17 protein-coding genes and 4 tRNA genes are annotated in these 16,912 nt (G+C 33.7%); all 21 read left to right on the plus strand.

All coding sequences use genetic code 11. From position 1 onward, the window contains the following. Positions 1–32: 32 nt before the first annotated feature. A tRNA-Ser gene (locus FYJ50_RS03720) sits at positions 33–123 on the plus strand. Between the two features lie 17 nt (positions 124–140). Continuing rightward, positions 141–216 (plus strand) — tRNA-Asp (locus FYJ50_RS03725). A gap of 26 nt (positions 217–242) precedes the next feature. Then, positions 243–318 (plus strand) — tRNA-Asp (locus tag FYJ50_RS03730). 4 nt (positions 319–322) lie between these two features. Next, positions 323–396 (plus strand) — tRNA-Gly (locus FYJ50_RS03735). Positions 397–484: 88 nt separating this feature from the next. After that, positions 485–1,189: a tRNA threonylcarbamoyladenosine dehydratase gene (locus FYJ50_RS03740; RefSeq protein WP_154459684.1), complete on the plus strand. Its 705-nt coding sequence runs from the start codon at positions 485–487 to the stop codon at positions 1,187–1,189. A 31-nt stretch (positions 1,190–1,220) separates the two neighbouring features. Then, positions 1,221–1,895, plus strand: coding sequence for a RadC family protein (gene radC / locus FYJ50_RS03745; RefSeq protein ID WP_154459685.1), 675 nt, complete (start codon positions 1,221–1,223; stop codon positions 1,893–1,895). A gap of 47 nt (positions 1,896–1,942) precedes the next feature. Continuing rightward, entirely contained in the window at positions 1,943–2,773 is an 831-nt protein-coding gene (mreC, locus tag FYJ50_RS03750) for a rod shape-determining protein MreC (RefSeq protein ID WP_154459686.1), read from the plus strand. A gap of 1 nt (position 2,774) precedes the next feature. Beyond that, the gene (gene mreD / locus FYJ50_RS03755) at positions 2,775–3,341 is read left to right on the plus strand and encodes a rod shape-determining protein MreD (protein ID WP_205946410.1); all 567 of its coding nucleotides are present in this window, start codon (positions 2,775–2,777) and stop codon (positions 3,339–3,341) included. 53 nt (positions 3,342–3,394) lie between these two features. After that, positions 3,395–5,950 carry a DNA polymerase I gene (gene polA, locus FYJ50_RS03760; RefSeq protein WP_154459688.1) on the plus strand — a complete coding sequence of 852 codons (2,556 nt, stop codon included), beginning with the start codon at positions 3,395–3,397 and terminating at the stop codon, positions 5,948–5,950. After that, positions 5,950–6,771: a DNA-formamidopyrimidine glycosylase gene (gene mutM, locus FYJ50_RS03765; protein ID WP_154459689.1), complete on the plus strand. Its 822-nt coding sequence runs from the start codon at positions 5,950–5,952 to the stop codon at positions 6,769–6,771. Before polA ends, mutM begins: the two co-directional genes overlap by 1 nt. Next, on the plus strand, positions 6,744–7,334 hold the full coding sequence (gene coaE / locus FYJ50_RS03770) for a dephospho-CoA kinase (RefSeq protein WP_154459690.1): 591 nt from the start codon (positions 6,744–6,746) through the stop codon (positions 7,332–7,334). Before mutM ends, coaE begins: the two co-directional genes overlap by 28 nt. Positions 7,335–7,336: 2 nt before the next feature. Continuing rightward, positions 7,337–8,458, plus strand: coding sequence for a DnaD domain protein (locus tag FYJ50_RS03775; RefSeq protein WP_154459691.1), 1,122 nt, complete (start codon positions 7,337–7,339; stop codon positions 8,456–8,458). After that, entirely contained in the window at positions 8,455–9,324 is an 870-nt protein-coding gene (locus tag FYJ50_RS03780) for an ATP-binding protein (RefSeq protein WP_154459692.1), read from the plus strand. The genes FYJ50_RS03775 and FYJ50_RS03780 overlap by 4 nt, the downstream gene beginning before the upstream one ends. A gap of 68 nt (positions 9,325–9,392) precedes the next feature. Continuing rightward, positions 9,393–10,259, plus strand: coding sequence for a class II fructose-1,6-bisphosphate aldolase (gene fba, locus FYJ50_RS03785; protein ID WP_154459693.1), 867 nt, complete (start codon positions 9,393–9,395; stop codon positions 10,257–10,259). Positions 10,260–10,356: 97 nt separating this feature from the next. Continuing rightward, a complete protein-coding gene (locus FYJ50_RS03790) occupies positions 10,357–11,622 on the plus strand; it encodes a UDP-N-acetylglucosamine 1-carboxyvinyltransferase (RefSeq protein ID WP_154459694.1) in 1,266 nt (421 codons plus the stop codon). 37 nt (positions 11,623–11,659) lie between these two features. Beyond that, positions 11,660–12,328, plus strand: coding sequence for a LytR/AlgR family response regulator transcription factor (locus FYJ50_RS03795; RefSeq protein WP_154459695.1), 669 nt, complete (start codon positions 11,660–11,662; stop codon positions 12,326–12,328). A 77-nt stretch (positions 12,329–12,405) separates the two neighbouring features. Beyond that, the gene (locus FYJ50_RS03800) at positions 12,406–13,176 is read left to right on the plus strand and encodes an HAD-IIB family hydrolase (RefSeq protein ID WP_235900919.1); all 771 of its coding nucleotides are present in this window, start codon (positions 12,406–12,408) and stop codon (positions 13,174–13,176) included. Between the two features lie 14 nt (positions 13,177–13,190). Then, a complete protein-coding gene (gene cdaA, locus FYJ50_RS03805; RefSeq protein WP_154459697.1) occupies positions 13,191–14,108 on the plus strand; it encodes a diadenylate cyclase CdaA in 918 nt (305 codons plus the stop codon). Beyond that, on the plus strand, positions 14,098–14,856 hold the full coding sequence (locus FYJ50_RS03810; RefSeq protein ID WP_235900920.1) for a CdaR family protein: 759 nt from the start codon (positions 14,098–14,100) through the stop codon (positions 14,854–14,856). Before cdaA ends, FYJ50_RS03810 begins: the two co-directional genes overlap by 11 nt. A gap of 3 nt (positions 14,857–14,859) precedes the next feature. Then, positions 14,860–16,236, plus strand: coding sequence for a phosphoglucosamine mutase (gene glmM / locus FYJ50_RS03815; protein ID WP_154459699.1), 1,377 nt, complete (start codon positions 14,860–14,862; stop codon positions 16,234–16,236). Between the two features lie 15 nt (positions 16,237–16,251). Continuing rightward, on the plus strand, positions 16,252–16,911 hold the full coding sequence (locus FYJ50_RS03820) for a response regulator transcription factor (RefSeq protein WP_154459700.1): 660 nt from the start codon (positions 16,252–16,254) through the stop codon (positions 16,909–16,911). Position 16,912 lies beyond the last annotated feature (1 nt).

Genomic DNA, 16,912 nt, shown 5'->3' on the forward strand with positions numbered 1-16,912 from the left:
GCTAATGAGTAGCGTTCCGATCTGAATAACTTGGAGAAGTACTCAAGTGGTTGAAGAGGTGCCCCTGCTAAGGGTATAGGTCGGGAAACTGGCGCGAGAGTTCAAATCTCTCCTTCTCCGCCATCTTTTATACAATTTATGGTCCAGTGGTGTAGTGGTTAACATGCCTCCCTGTCACGGAGGAGATCGTGGGTTCGAGTCCCATCTGGACCGCCATTCGTATAAAAGATTTAATTAATTATGGTCCAGTGGTGTAGTGGTTAACATGCCTCCCTGTCACGGAGGAGATCGTGGGTTCGAGTCCCATCTGGACCGCCATTATGCAGGTGTAGTTCAATGGTAGAACTTCAGCCTTCCAAGCTGACTACGTGAGTTCGATTCTCATCACCTGCTCCATTGTTTATAACTCACGAAAGTGAGTTTTTTTCTTATTACTTGAATTTATAATAGAATCTGATAAAATCTTGAAAAAAGGATAGTATTTATGGATGAATTTTTAAGAACAGAAATGTTAATTGGAAAAGATGGAATGGAAAAAATCAAAGACAGTCACGTTGCAATTTTTGGAATCGGTGGAGTGGGTGGCTATAGTGTAGAAGCATTGGCACGAAGCGGTATTTCTTCTTTTGATCTGATTGATAACGATACGATAAATGTTACCAATATTAACCGGCAGATCATCGCAACACATTCTTCTGTAGGTTTATATAAAGTGGATGTAATGAAAGAAAGAATTCTGGATATCAATCCACAGGCAAAAGTAAATACATATAAAGAATTTGTATCTCCTGATAATATTGATCAGTTTCCATTTGATGAATACGATTATGTGATTGATGCCATTGATACAATCAGTGCTAAAATCGCACTGGTACTGATCTGTCAGGAAAAAGAAATTCCGATTTTATCTTGTATGGGTGCGGGAAATAAAATGGATCCCACAAAATTTGAAGTCAGCGATCTATTTAAAACAAAAGTCTGTCCTCTGGCAAAAGTAATGCGCCATGAACTGAAAAAAAGAGGCGTAAAACATTTGAAAGTTGTTTATTCACAGGAACAGCCTATGACTTTAAAAAATGCTCCCGTAGATCCAAACAGTAAAAAAACAATTCCGGGAAGTACGGCTTTTGTACCTTCCGTTGCCGGTCTTGTGATTGCCTCAGAAGTAATAAAAGATTTGACAAAATAGAATTTTTAAAAAGATTCTATTTTTTTATTATATGAAAGTTAAAGAAATGAATATTGAACAAAGACCACGAGAAAAAGCATTGCGTTTTGGTTTGGAATCTTTAACCAATCTGGAATTAATTGCTTTAATTCTTCAAAGTGGCAACAAAAAAAGAGATGTCTTTGATATCGCAAAGGATGTATTAGAACTTTCGGAGGATCTAAATAAAATGTTCGAACTATCCGCTCAGTCATTAATGAAAATTCAAGGAATCAGTAAAGTGAAGGCTTTACAGCTGCTGGCTGGAATTGAGTTATCAAAGCGATCTTTAAGAACGAATGCCTATCATAAGTCCATTCGTGGACCACAAGATGGCTTATTATGGTTTCAGATGGAATATGGTACTTTAAAACAGGAACATTTTGTATGTCTGTATCTGGATGTGAAAGGGAAAATTATTACCCATTGTACATTGTTTAAAGGAACTTTAAATGAAAGTTCAGTTCATCCCAGAGACATATTTAAAAAAGCTTTTGAAGTGAATGCCTATTCGGTCATGGTATTGCACAATCATCCTTCTGGAGACCCTTCTCCTTCAAAAACAGATGAAAGATTGACACAGAACTTATTTGAAATATCCGAAATTATGGGAATTGTATTTTTAGATCATGTAATCGTAGGAAAAAATTCATATTATTCTTTCCGTCAGGAAAAACATCTGCATTGAAAGAAAGAAGAAATATCGTTATAATGAAAAGGAATTTGGGGGAAATTATGCGAAAATTCACAAGACTTCAAAAAATATTATCGATTTTGATCTGTATCAGCTTAATTTTTAGTTTCATAATGCTGTCCCTGCGACAGAATTCCTTATCCAATTTAGGTTACAGTGCCTGGACGTATATAAAATATGGTTTAATTGATTACCCATTGAAATCTTTGGGAAATGGAATCTCCGATTTTGCGAATCTGTGGCATGTATATGAAGATAACGAATATCTAAAAGAAGAATTGGCACAACAAAGAAGTTATAAAACTTTATATGAAGAAGAACGAAACAAAAATGAAGATTTAGAAAAGCTGCTGGATATAAAAAATTCATTGCCAGATGCATTAACGATTTCATGCAGTGTTGTTTCTCGTTCGGCTTCTTCCTGGAAGCAGACGGTAACAATTTCGGCAGGAAAAGTGCAGGGAGTAAAGCCCAATATGATTGTTATGACCAGTGAAGGAGCCATTGGACTGATTGAAGAAGTTCAAAGTGCTACCAGTACTGTCCGCTTATTAACCAGTGAAGATTTAGTGAATGATATTGCGATTAAGATTTCTCTGGAAGATGGAAGCAGCGTGGAAGGGGTTCTACAATCCTATGATGCCAAAAAAGGCGCTTATTGTGTTTCTTTATTTGACAACGATGCGACCGTATCGGCAGGACAAAGTGTGGCAACCAGTGGATCAGGAGGAAACTATCCATCGGGTCTATTTGTAGGAACGGTTGTTGATGTTTCAAAAAGCGATGATGCGATCATTTCAACGGTCTATGTATCCCCTGTATCCAATATGAAAAGTTTTGAATATGTACTGGTAATTGGAAATGAGGGCTGATATGAAAGCAAGATTTTATTGTGTCTTTCTGTTTTTAATGGCTTTAGTGGATGGAACTATTGTATTTCTTTTTCCAGTGGATTATCAGTATATTTCAATTTCTTTTGTCCCTCATTTATGCATAGCGGCTTTATTTTTAAGCGTCTGGAAAAGGGGATATATGGATCGTATGCTGATGGGATTTCTATTTGGAATTCTATACGATGTCTTTTTTTTGAATTGTTTTTCCTTTCATATATTTTTATATCCATTATTAACTTTTTTATGTGGTATATTTCAGGAAAAAATGGATGAAAACAATCGAATTTTACTCATTGTGACTTTGATTCTTGTATTTTTATATGATTTACTTCCATTTGGTTATCATAAGTTCACAAAAACATTGAGTGTTTCTTTAATAAGATGGTTTATTCATTTTGAACTGGCTACGATTCTGATTCACATTGTTCTGATTGCTGCATTGATTTATATATTTAATGTCTACGAACGATACGAAACGATACGTCGAATTCGTCAACAAAGACAGGAAAAGAAAAAATATCACAATTTACGATTATCCAGAAAATAGACTAGAGAAAATCTAGTCTATTTTTGTTATAATTAAAAAATGAAGGTGATAACATGAACAATTTATTATTAATAGATGGAAACTCTATGCTTTTTCGAGCTTATTATGCCACATTATATGGTAGGCCAATGTCCACAACCAATGGAATTCCAACCAATGCGGTATTCAGTTTTATCCTTATGCTGAATAAAGCCATTGAAACCATTCAGCCAGATTCAATACTGGTGGCTTTTGATGCAGGGAAAAGCACATTCAGACATAAACAATATGCCGAATATAAAGGAACCAGAAAACCTCTGGATGAAGAATTAAAAGTTCAATTTCCAATTGTCAGAGAATTTCTGGATACGTCAGGTATTTTACGGTATGAAGATGAAGGCTTTGAAGCTGATGATATTATTGGAAGTATGGCAAAGAAAAGTGAATCCATTGAAACAACAATTTTAACCAGTGATCGTGATCTGTTACAGTTAATTGATCCTACAACCAAAGTATTATTGATGAAAAAAGGATTAACAGATATGGAATTGATGGATGAAAGCCATTTTTATGAAAAATACGGTTTACAGCCCAAACAGATCATTGATTTAAAAGGATTAATGGGAGACAGTTCCGATAATATTCCTGGAGTTGCCGGTGTTGGAGAAAAAACGGCTACAAAACTATTACAGACTTATACAAGTCTGGAAAATGTATATGATAATATTGAGCAGGTTAAAGGAAAATTAAAAGAGAAACTGATAAAGGATAAAGAAAATGCCTTTTTATCAAAAGAACTGGCAACGATTTATCGGGATATGGATTTTCCATTTGAAATGAATGCTTTATCTTTTTCAGGTTATAAAGAACAGGTTAATGATTTTTATGAAAAATATGAAATGTTTTCCTTTATTCAAAAAAAGACAGATGAAAAGACAGAAGTAAAAGTGATTCATAAATGGATAGATAACGATCCTCTATTTTTACCGGTCTGTACAAATGATTCATATATTCATCAGAAATGTCTGGGTTTTATATCTTGTGACAAAGAAACCATTTATTTTGAATCCATCGAAGATGCATTAGAAGACAAAATATTTAAATCGTATTTAAAAAGAAAAGATCTAAGAACATGGGATGATAAAGAGACAATGCATTTGTGCCAGAAATATGGATTTGAAATTCCATGTTTTGAACAGGATCTGCATATCGCAGCTTTCCTGCTTCATTCCCAGGCTACTAATACCGATGATCTGCTGCAGACTTTAAAGTTTAAACTGCCAGAATCTTTACATGAATTAAGTAAAAAATCAAAAAATAAAGAAGCGTTTGAAATAAATCGATCATTGGCTTTTTATGGAGCTTTTGTGAAACAATTAAAGAATATTGAAGAAGATATTTATATACAGTTAAAAGAACAGAATTTATGGGAACTGTATCAGAATATTGAATTGCCTTTAATCCCTATTTTATTTGATATGGAAGAAGAAGGAATTTATGTAGATGAAAATACACTGGAAGAAATTGATCGAAAAGTGGATCAGAAAGTGGATGTACTGACAAAACAGATCTATGATTATGCAGGAATGGTCTTTAATATCAATTCTCCTAAACAGCTGGCTTCGGTTTTATATGATGAATTGAATTTACCAAGTGGTAAGAAAAGAAGTACATCTGCAGATGTACTTGAAAAACTGCAGGATCAGCATCCTATTGTTCCATGTTTATTAGAATATAGAAAATATGCAAAAATTAAATCTACTTATATTGATGGAATTTCAAAACATATACAGAATGATGGAAAAATTCATACTTGTTTTAATCAGACAATGACACAGACTGGAAGATTGTCCAGCAGCGATCCAAATCTTCAGAATATCAGTGTTCGTGATGAACAGGGAAAAGAAATACGAAAAGCTTTCATTGCCAGAGAAGGATATCAGCTTCTATCTGCCGATTATTCACAGATTGAATTAAGAATCCTGGCACATATGGCCAATGAAAAAAATATGATAGAAGCTTTTAATGAAGGAATTGACATTCATACACAGACTGCTACAAAAATTTTTATGGTTCAAAAAGAAGATGTAACCAGTTCAATGCGACGGATTGCCAAAACAGTGAATTTTGGAATCGTTTATGGTCAAACTGAATTTGGATTGTCTTCCCAGCTGAATATCAGCCGAAAAGAAGCTTCTGAATTTATGAAGACTTATTTTGCTTCTTTTCCATCGATTCATTCTTTTATGAATGAAGTGATTTCTTTCTGCCAGGAAAATGGTTATGTGAAAACTTTATTTAATCGAAGAAGAGAAATTCCAGAAATCAATGATAAAAACTTTATGACAAGAGAATTCGGAAAAAGAGCGGCTATGAATGCACCGATACAGGGAAGTGCAGCGGATCTGATTAAAATTGCGATGATAAAAGTAGTAGAAAGAATGAAAAAGGAAAAGGTAAAATCAAAACTTCTTTTACAGATTCATGATGAATTAATTTTTGAAGTACCTAAAGAAGAGATGGAAACAATGATTTCACTTGTAAAAGAAGAAATGGAAAATGTGCTTGAATTGAAAGTTCCACTGCAGGCCAGCATTTCCTGCGGGAAAACATGGTATGAGGCCAAATAATGCCAGAAGCACCAGAAGTACAAACGGTTCTTTCTACTTTAGAAACCCAGATTCAGAATTTAAAAATATTAAAAGTTGATGTATTTTATGAAAAAATTTTAGCGAATCCATCGATAAAAGAATTATTGGTGGGACAAAGTTTTCTCCAATTTCATAGAATTGGAAAATATCTGATCTTTACAACGGAATTGTATGATTTCATTGTTCATTTACGTATGGAAGGAAAATTTTATCTGTTAAATGAAATTCCTAAAGAAAAGAAACATATCCATGTAATCTTTTCTTTATCGGATGGAAGATTTCTATGTTATCATGATACAAGAAAATTTGGACGCATGGAATTGTATCCAAAACAGGAAGACAAATACAATTGTCCAGCTTTAAAAAAAGTAGGATGGGATGTACTGGATGAAAGATATACACCCATGTATCTCTATTCAAAAATTCATACATCGAAGCGATCTTTAAAAGCTGTATTACTGGATCAGTCCATACAGGCAGGAATTGGAAATATATATGCGGATGAAATCTGTTTTGCTTCAAGACTGGATCCAAGAACAAGGGCGTATCGACTATCAAAAAAGGATTGTCAGATACTTGTAAAAGAATCAAAGCGAATTCTTGCAGGGGCTATGAAATATGGTGGAACCACCATACGCTCTTATACATCGTCTTTAGGGGTAACAGGTTTGTTTCAGTTGAAACTTCATGTTCATACTAAAGAAGGATGTCCTTGTGATGTATGTTCAAATCCTGTTATAAAAACATTTGTCAACAATAGAGGAACGTATATATGCACACATTGTCAGAAAAGAAAATGATTGCGATAACCGGTTCGATGGGATCGGGTAAATCTGAAGTATCAAAATACGTATCGCAGCTTTATCCAGTCATCGACTGTGATAAGATCAATGCTCATTTGCTTGAAAAAGGAGAGAAAGGATATCATAAACTGATTCAGCTGGATTGGGTTGTTCTAGATGAAAATGGACAAATCGATAAAAAAGAAATGGCCAGATGTATGTTTTCAGATGCTGAAAAAAGGAAGGAAGCAGAATCCATTTTACATCCTTTAATTTTTGAAGAAATAAATATATGGAAAGAAAAACAAAATGCTTCTTATCTTTTTGTAGAAGTTCCTCTTTTATTTGAAATTCAGGCACAATCTTATTTTGATGAAATTTGGTGTGTCTATTGTGATTTAGATACCGCAATTCAAAGACTGATTGAATATCGTCATTTTACATATGATCAGGCAATGGCAAGAATTAAAAAGCAGTTGTCAGTGGACTATAAAAAGAAAAACAGTGATATTCTAATTGAAAACAATGGGAATAAAGAACAGCTTTATCATCAGATTGATATAATTTTAGGAAGGAGGTAGAAATGGAAAATAAAGTATTAATTCAGCTTACAGATTCACTTCAAATGAATTATAACCAGAGCTTAACCTTCTTATATTATCCTCTGATTGGAAAAGATTCCTATATTCTATATCAGTTTTTATTGAATTTAAATGAACAGTACTGGGACAAAAATCAGATTCTTGAATGTTGTTGTTTTCATGAAAATCAGTTTGAAAGAGCCAGAGAAAATTTAGAAGAATTCGGGTTGTTAAAAACCTATTTGAATGCGGATAAAAACAGCTGGATCTTTTGTTTATGTCCTCCTTTGAGCGTAAATGAATTCTTTTGTCATGAAAGCTATGCTCGTATATTTATTAATGAATGTGGTTCTAAGCGTTATGATGCTTTAAAGAGCTATTTTCATATCGATCCTGTAAACAGGAATGGATATATCGAAGTCACAAAACCATTTGATACCCAGAGACTGGTATTGTGGAATGATCAGAAAGAAGAAGTGTTTCAGCGAAATAAAAAGGATGAAAAAAGAGTATATTCATTTAATTTTGATGAATTTTTTCAGGGAATGGATCGCATATTCCCACTTCGATTACGTAATGAAGAAAATTTAAGTTTTATAGCACAACTGGCTTCTATTTATGGTATAGATGAAAAAGAAATGAAACGTATGGTTCAAAGAAGTGTGCATCCTTCTACTAAAGAATTTGATAAGGAAACGTTAAAAAAACTGGTATTTTCTTCTTCTAAGATACAGATGCCTCCATCTGATTCTTATAAAATGGCTCCGGTTCAGTTTTTAAAATATAAGCAGAATGGAACCCCGATATCTTCCAGTGACAAAAAGCTGGTGGAATCTTTATGTCTTGATTATTCTTTTCCAAATGAAGTGGTGAATGTATTAATTGAATATTGTCTGGAAAAGACAAATCAAAGCCTTACAAGAAACTATGTAGAGAAAGTAGCCAGCAGTTGGAGTCGTCTGCATATAGATACAAAAGAAAAAGCGTTGTCCCAAATTCAGAAAAAACCAGTGAATAAAAAAGTACCGGAATGGTATGAAAACACTACGCAGACAAAAGCAAGTGAAAAGTCTTTGCAGAAAGCTCTTTCGTTGCAGAAAAAATTGAAAGGAGATAAATCATGAATCAGGAATTGTATGAAAAACAATTAATTGAAAAGTTAAAAAAGAATCGACATGTTATTTCCTTTTTAAAGAAAAATCAGTTAAGCGAATCTTTTGTTGAAATGAATTCGGATTATTTTGCCAGCTGGCTGCAGACATTAAAGAAATGTGAAGGCTGCCAGGGGTTACCTTATTGTGCCCAGAAAATAAGAGGAAGAGTCAAGACTTTGTATATGGATGGAAAATTCTTAGAAGAAACATATATGCCTTGTCGATATATGAAAAAAGAAACCAGAGAGCTGAAACATTCTTTGAATTATCGATATTCTCATTTATCGAATGAAGAATATCGAATTGATTTAAACCAGATTCAGTTAAAAGATGAATCAGAAGAATATATTCATGCCTATACAAGTATATTAGAGTCCATTGAAATGAAAAAAGGAATTTATTTATATGGACAGCCAGGAGTAGGAAAAAGTTATCTATGTATTGGTTGTGCCAATTATTATGCGAAAAAAGGCAATGTGGTTTCTTTTGTGAAAGTGCCTCAACTGATACAGGATTGTAAAGAAGCCTTATCGGATTTTGATTATCAGGCTACCATTCTATCTCATTTAAAATTCAGTGAAATTTTATTTTTAGATGATATTGGATCGGAATCTATATCGCAATGGACAAGAGATTCGATTCTGTTTCCAGCATTAAATTATCGTATGGATCATAACTTAAAAACATATTTTACGTCCAATTATACAATGGAAGAATTAGAAAAACAGTATTATATAAAAGGAAAAGATGTGAATTTTGTATCCAGCGATCGTTTTATGGAAAGAATTCGTTCTTTGAGTCAGGCTGTGCCTCTATTGGGAAAAAGCCGTCGATAATGCTTTAAAATTTTATAGATTTGTATTAAAATAATATCGGAAAGCAATTCTAAAGGAGGATAATTAAAATGTTAGTTTCTGCTACTGAAATGATCAACAAAGCTCATGAAGGTCATTATGCGATTCCACAATACAACATTAATAACATGGAATGGATCATCGCAATCTTAAAAGGATGCCAGGCAACAAATTCTCCAGTTATCTTAGGTGTTTCTGAAGGTGCTGGAAAATATATGCAAGGGTATAAAAACGTTGTGGGAATGGTTAAAAACATCCATGACAAATTAGGGATTACAGTTCCTGTAGCTATTCACTTAGACCATGGTTCATACCAGGGAGCTATCGACTGTATCGAAGCTGGATTCACATCTGTAATGTTTGATGGATCTCACTTTGATTTTGATGAAAACGTAGCTAAATCAAAAGAAATCATCGCATTAGCTCATTCAAAAGGAATCTCTGTTGAATGTGAAGTTGGTGGAATCGGTGGTGAAGAAGATGGTGTCGTTTCATCTGGTGAATTAGCCGATCCAGAAGAATGTGGTGCAGTTGCTGGTTTAGGAGTAGACTTCTTAGCTGCTGGTATTGGAAATATTCATGGTAAATACCCTGCAAACTGGGCTGGATTAAGCTTTGATCAATTAGAAAAAATCCAGGCTAGTACAAATGGTAAACCATTAGTATTACATGGTGGATCTGGAATTCCTGTAGAACAAGTTAAAAAAGCAATTTCTTTAGGTGTATCTAAAGTAAATGTTAACACTGAATTACAGTTAGAATTTGCTGCTGCAACTCGTAAATACATCGAAGAAGGAAAAGACCAGATTGGTAAAGGATACGATCCTCGTAAATTATTAAAAGCTGGTACAGATGCTATCCAGGCTAAAGTAGAAGACATGAATAAAAACTACTTTGGATGTGCAGATAAAGCTTAATAATTCTTTTAGGTGACAGAAATGTCACCTTTTTTATTTTAAAGTTGGAAAAATGAAATGAATAGTGTAAAATTGAAATGCCTTAGGGGAGGTTTTTATGGAAAAAGTAATAAAGATCGAAGGAGGACATCGTTTAAATGGAACGGTGCGTATCAGTGGATCGAAAAACGCAACGGTTGCATTGATTCCAGCCTGTGTATTAGCCAATAATCCCGTTACTATTTATGGTGTTCCAAATATTTCGGACGTTCATTCCTTACAGATTTTGCTGGAAGAATTAAATGTGAAAGTAGAGAAAAAAGGGGACGATACTTTATACATTGATCCAACAAATATTCAGAATATTCCAATGGTATCCAATGCCGTTTCAAAATTAAGAGCCAGTTATTATTTTATGGGGGCATTACTTGGTCGCTTTGGACATGCAGAAATTAAAATGCCAGGTGGCTGTTATCTGGGACCAAGACCTATTGATCTGCATTTAAAAGGATTTGAGTCTTTAGGAGCCACAATCAATTATGAAAATGGATGTTATATATTGGATGCCAAAGAATTAACAGGAACCAATATATTTTTAGATATATCCAGTGTAGGAGCAACAATCAATATTATGATGGCTGCGGTTTATGCAAAAGGTCGAACAACCATTGAAAATGCGGCTCGTGAACCAGAAATTATTGATATTGCAACCTTATTAAATAAAATGGGAGCTCGTATTCATGGTATGGGAACCAGCACTTTAGTCATTGATGGTGTAAAAGAATTAGGTGGATGTTTTTATGAAATTATACCAGATCGCATTGAAGCAGCGACTTACATTATTATTGCAGCAGCAATGGCAGATGATATGATTATAGAAAATATCATTCCACAACATTTAGAAGCTGTCATTATGAAGTTAAAGCAAGTGGGTATTGATATGAAAGTGGGTACGGATTTTATTGAAGTTTTTAAAACAGATAAGCCTTTAAAACCAACAGAAATCCTGACCAAACCATATCCAGGATTTGCCACAGACGTTCAGCAGCCTTTTACTGCTTTACTGACTCAGGCAGAAGGGAATTCAACTGTTACAGAAACGATTTATAAAGAACGCTTTAAACATTGTAAAGAATTAAATAAAATGGGTGCAGATATTGATGTGATGACGCCTAGCTGCTTTATCAATGGAAAAACAAAATTACATGGAGCTAAAGTTACATCAACTGATTTAAGATGTGGAGCTGGATTGGTAGTTGCTGCATTGATGGCAGAAGGAATAACAGAAATTCATGATGTTTATCATATTGATCGAGGATATGATAATTTAGATGGAAAGCTTGTCAATTTAGGAGCAAAATTATGGAGAGAAGAAGTAGAATAAACTGCTTCTTTTTTATTTTGTGTGCTAAAATAGAAATATGATACGAGTTGCCTTTTTAGAATATGAAAGAGAAGTAAAAGATATTGTTTATTTAATGTCTAAAACATTTGTAGAGAATGACTGGACATTTCGAACCTATACAAAAGCTTCTGATTTAATGAAAGGATTAAAAAATGAATCTTATCAGATTTTTGTCTTTGATGAGATTTTTAAAACACCAAGAATTGAAAGTGTTTTTGTTCATGACAATCCAAATTCTCTATTTATATTTGTGGTTGAAAATAAATATCGTTATCTTAAAGAAGATCAGAGAGGTCGAGTTTTATACATTGAAAGAGATCGAATTCAGGAACAGTATGAAGAAATACAGGATTCCATTTTAAAACAAAGTATACAGACCGATCTGTATCGATTAACATACAATGGAGTAGATGTTAATCTTCTATATGAAGAAATCTATTATCTGGAAAAAATAGATAAAATGGTTTATTTTCATACAAAAAAAGGAGAATTTCATCAAAGAATCAATATGAGCCAGCTGGAAACACTATTTTCTCCTTATGGTTTTTTAAGAGTTCATGTATCTTTTTTAGTCAATGAAAAACACATATCTTCCTGGTATAAAGATGAAGTGGAATTGACAACAGGAAAAAGAATTCCTTTATCCAGACAGCAGAAAAGAAAAATTAGTGCAAATAAAAAATGAAGAAAACGTCTTCATTTTTTTTGTGGTTTTTGTCAGGTGAATTATGTGATACAATAAAAAAAAGTGAGGTTACTTGTATGACTAGAATTTTAGCTACAGATTATGATGGAACATTAAAATATGCACAGAAAGTAATGCCAGAAGATTTACAGGCTATCCAAAGATGGAAAGAAGCTGGAAATCTATTTGTGATTGTGACAGGACGATCCATGGAATCCATTAAAAGACAAAGTGATTTATATCAGTTACCAGTTGATTATTTTGTCACAAATAATGGGGGTATGGTTTTTGATTCAAAAGGAAAAGAACTGTATGGTTCTCATTTAGATACAGTTACAAGTCTGGATTTAATGTATATTGCCAAAGAAATAGAAGGAGTCTGTTCTTATGTTGTCAATGATGGATATTATCGCCATCGAATTATTGTAAATCCAGAATTAGAAGAAAAGCGTTATCTGGATCTGGATCCAGATATTTCGGAAGAAGAAATTATGGATTCTGGTAAATATGCACAGATCGTCATTTCTATGGTTGAGACAAGCCTGGCTGTTTCTTTAGCGGAACAGATCAATTCAAATTTTGGTGATATTGTCGTTGCGTATGCGAATAATTTTGTGGTTGATATCGTACCAAAAGGAACGTCAAAAGCGTTAGGTTTAGATTTTGTATGTGAATTTGAAGACATCAATGAAAAAGATGTATATACAATAGGAGATTCTTATAATGATATTCCTTTAATGGAATATGGATTGAATGGAGCCTGTATGTCTACGGCTTTAGAAGATGTAAAAGAACATGCATTAAAAGAATACGATTCCATTCATGATATGATTATGGATATATTATAGAAAGGAATGAGTCTATGAGCTTTACAATTACAGAATTAAAATTTGTTTTACAGCTCATCATAGACATTCTGTTTGTATGGTTTTTAATTTATTCTCTACTTCGTATTTTAAGTAATAACAATCGTACAATACAAATTGTTAAAGGGGCTTTGATTGTATTATTAATAAAGGGGATTTCTGCTTTCTTTAATCTGAGTGCTGTTGGATATATTATTGATATCTTTCTGAATTGGGGAGTTGTTCTTGTGATTGTGATTTTCCACCCGGAAATTCGTGAAATACTTGAAAAAGTTGGGAAAACTGGAACAAGAAGTGTTCATTTGTCTTCTCTTCAATATGAAGAAATGATTGATAATATTGTCGATGCCTGTGATATCATGTCCAGAAAGAAAACAGGAGCGCTGATCACAATACAACAGAATCAGGATTTACAGGAATATGTACAATCTGGAATTATGATGGGTTCAGAAGTATCCAGTGAATTGTTGTGTACAATCTTTCAGTATGGTACACCCATGCATGATGGAGCGGTAATCATTCAGGGAAATAAAATTGCCTGTGCAGCGGCTTATTTTCCTCCAACCACACGGGACCTGCCAAGCAAATATGGGGCCAGACATAGAGCGGCTGTGGGAATCAGTGAAATATCAGATTCCATTACCATTATTGTCAGTGAGGAAACAGGAAATATATCTGTGGCAATGAATGGATATTTAACACTTTATTCATCCAGTGCATTAAAAAATTTTCTGATGAGTACTTTAGTTTTAGAAGATTCTAAGAGTACACCGAATTTTATAAATTCGATGATTCAGACCGCAAATAATTTAACTTCTCGATCAAAGAAAAAAGAAAAAATTACGGATGAAAGAATAAAACCAATAAAAATCATTGATAATTATTCAAAGGGGGCCGATGATAATGGAAAATAAGCCCAACCATTTTTATGAAGTCATTCGATCTATCTTTTCTCCTGTATTTCGAAAATTTTCGAAACTGATCGATCGAATTTTATTTAATAATAAAGGGATGATTATTGTATCTTTATTGTTGTCGATAATGATTTGTATAACAATCGATTATGATTCGATTCGAGTAAAGCTGTTTAATGATTTAACGACATCGGTAACGATATCGGATGTACAGGTAAATGTAAAAGCCGATGAAGATAACTATGAAATTAGTGGAGTACCAGGAACAGTCAGTGTATCCTTAACAGGAAATTCGACAGACATTCAGGTGTTTCGACAACAGAAAGGGGTTATCGTAACCTGTGATTTAAGTAAATGTAAACAGGGGAAGAATCTTGTGAATTTAACGGTGGATTCATTACCATCAAACATTAGTGCAAAAGTTTCTCCTGAAACAATTGAAGTAAATCTAAATCCAAAAGTAACGGCTACATTCAGTTTGTCTTGTGAATTACTGGTTGGAACCGGACAAAAAGTAACGGATTTTGAAACACCAGTTTTAAGTAAAAAACAGGTGACAATCAAAGCCAGTCAGGAAACATTAGAGTCTATTCGTGTTGTTAAGGCACTAGTGGATGCCACGGGACAATATGATGACTTTGTCACAAAAGCTAAGCTGGTGGCATATGATATAAATGGAAATGTAATCAATGTGGATTTTGGGGATGAAGAAATTGAAGCCAGTGTTACATTGGCTAAGGAGGAATAAAGAATGGGAAAATATTTTGGAACAGATGGATTTCGTGGAGAAGCTAATGTCACATTAACTGCCGATCATGCTTATAAAATTGGACGTTTTTTAGGATGGTATTATTCAAAAAAGAAAAATGGAGAAGCAAAAGTTGTCATTGGAAAAGACACCAGACGTTCTTCTTATATGTTTGAATACAGTCTGATTGCTGGATTAACAGCTTCAGGAGCGGATGCATATATGCTTCATGTTACGACAACTCCAAGTGTGGCTTATATTGCCCGTGTAGATGATTTTGATTGTGGTATTATGATTTCTGCTTCTCATAATCCATATTATGACAATGGGATCAAACTGATTAATTCCGATGGAGAAAAAATGGATGAAACGACGATTTCCTATATAGAAGATTATCTGGATGGAAAAGTTGAATTATTTGGTGAAACATGGACAGAAATACCTTTCGCAACAAAAGAAAAGATTGGTCGTACAGTGGATTATGTTTCAGGAAGAAATCGTTATATTGGGTATTTAATTTCATTGGGTTTATATTCATTTAAAGGAGTAAAAGTTGGTTTGGATTGTGCCAATGGAAGCAGCTGGCAAATCGCAAAATCGGTTTTTGATGCATTGGGTGCAAAAACGTATGTCATTAATGCACAGCCAAATGGATGCAATATCAATGAAAATGCAGGTTCAACACATATAGAAAATCTGCAGAAATTTGTTGTTGAAAATGGATTGGATGTAGGTTTTGCCTATGATGGGGATGCCGATCGCTGTTTATGTGTGGATGAAAAAGGAAATGTTGTGACTGGAGATCATATTTTATATATTTATGGCAAATATATGCATGAAAGAGGAAAACTGGTTACCAATACAGTGGTCACAACGGTTATGTCAAACTTTGGTTTATATAAAGCATTTGATAAAGCTGGAATTGATTATGCGAAAACCGCTGTTGGTGATAAATATGTTTATGAATATATGAAAGAAAATGGATGCCGAATTGGTGGAGAACAGTCTGGGCATATTATCTTTATTAAATATGCTTCTACAGGGGATGGTATACTAACTTCCTTAAAATTGATGGAAGTTATGATGGCTAAAAAGATGCCAATGAGCAAATTATATGAAGGTTTAAAAATCTATCCACAATTACTGGTAAATATTCGTGTAAAAGATAAAACCAAAGCACAGAATGATATAGATGTACAGAATGCAGTAAAAGAAGTGGAACAGGCTTTAGGAGATTCAGGACGAATTCTTGTACGTGAATCCGGAACAGAACCACTGGTTCGTGTCATGGTAGAAGCAGAAACTCATGAAGAATGTGAAAAATATGTATATAAGGTTATTGATGTTATTAAGGAAAAAGGGCATGAAGTCACTCTTTAAAAAGAGGAGGATGTTATGAAACGTGTTATATGTGTTGTAGAAGATGAAAAAGATATAAACAACCTGGTTGCTCAATATTTAAGAAAAGAAGGATATGAAGTTCGTTCCTATTATACTTATGAACAAGCTAGTATTCATGTACAGGATGATGATGTTCATTTATGGATACTGGATATTATGTTAGATGACAAGTCAGGTTTTGACCTTCTGGAAGAAATTCGTTTACAGGGACCTAACATTCCGATTATTTTCATGTCTGCTCGTGATAAAGAATTTGATCGAATCATTGGGTTGGAAAAAGGTTGTGATGATTATATCACAAAGCCATTTTCTCCAAAAGAAATGGTGTTGCGTGTGAATAATATTATTCGACGTGCGTATAAAGATGAAAACAATCGAATCAGTATAGATGGATATGAATTGGATGAGGAACAAAGAAAGATTTATTCAGACAATGTTGAAATTGAGTTGACCACAAAGGAATTTGATCTATTAATGATGTTTATAAAAAACAAAGGAATTGCTTTCTCAAGAGATAAGATTTTAGAAAATGTATGGGATGAGAATTATTTTGGATCCGATCGTGTAGTGGATGATACATTGCGTCGATTAAGAAAAAAATTGCCTAAACTGAACATTCATACAATTTATGGATATGGATACCGATTAGGATAAA

The organism is Floccifex porci, from assembly GCF_009696175.1.
GTDB lineage: Bacteria > Bacillota_I > Bacilli_A > Erysipelotrichales > Erysipelotrichaceae > Floccifex > Floccifex porci.

Coding starts and splice junctions, on each gene's coding strand:
- FYJ50_RS03740 (WP_154459684.1), top strand. CDS start 485: ATGGATGAATTTTTAAGAACAGAAATGTTAATTGGAAAAGATGGAATG.
- radC (WP_154459685.1), top strand. CDS start 1,221: ATGAAAGTTAAAGAAATGAATATTGAACAAAGACCACGAGAAAAAGCA.
- mreC (WP_154459686.1), top strand. CDS start 1,943: ATGCGAAAATTCACAAGACTTCAAAAAATATTATCGATTTTGATCTGT.
- mreD (WP_205946410.1), top strand. CDS start 2,775: ATGAAAGCAAGATTTTATTGTGTCTTTCTGTTTTTAATGGCTTTAGTG.
- polA (WP_154459688.1), top strand. CDS start 3,395: ATGAACAATTTATTATTAATAGATGGAAACTCTATGCTTTTTCGAGCT.
- mutM (WP_154459689.1), top strand. CDS start 5,950: ATGCCAGAAGCACCAGAAGTACAAACGGTTCTTTCTACTTTAGAAACC.
- coaE (WP_154459690.1), top strand. CDS start 6,744: ATGCACACATTGTCAGAAAAGAAAATGATTGCGATAACCGGTTCGATG.
- FYJ50_RS03775 (WP_154459691.1), top strand. CDS start 7,337: ATGGAAAATAAAGTATTAATTCAGCTTACAGATTCACTTCAAATGAAT.
- FYJ50_RS03780 (WP_154459692.1), top strand. CDS start 8,455: ATGAATCAGGAATTGTATGAAAAACAATTAATTGAAAAGTTAAAAAAG.
- fba (WP_154459693.1), top strand. CDS start 9,393: ATGTTAGTTTCTGCTACTGAAATGATCAACAAAGCTCATGAAGGTCAT.
- FYJ50_RS03790 (WP_154459694.1), top strand. CDS start 10,357: ATGGAAAAAGTAATAAAGATCGAAGGAGGACATCGTTTAAATGGAACG.
- FYJ50_RS03795 (WP_154459695.1), top strand. CDS start 11,660: ATGATACGAGTTGCCTTTTTAGAATATGAAAGAGAAGTAAAAGATATT.
- FYJ50_RS03800 (WP_235900919.1), top strand. CDS start 12,406: ATGACTAGAATTTTAGCTACAGATTATGATGGAACATTAAAATATGCA.
- cdaA (WP_154459697.1), top strand. CDS start 13,191: ATGAGCTTTACAATTACAGAATTAAAATTTGTTTTACAGCTCATCATA.
- FYJ50_RS03810 (WP_235900920.1), top strand. CDS start 14,098: ATGGAAAATAAGCCCAACCATTTTTATGAAGTCATTCGATCTATCTTT.
- glmM (WP_154459699.1), top strand. CDS start 14,860: ATGGGAAAATATTTTGGAACAGATGGATTTCGTGGAGAAGCTAATGTC.
- FYJ50_RS03820 (WP_154459700.1), top strand. CDS start 16,252: ATGAAACGTGTTATATGTGTTGTAGAAGATGAAAAAGATATAAACAAC.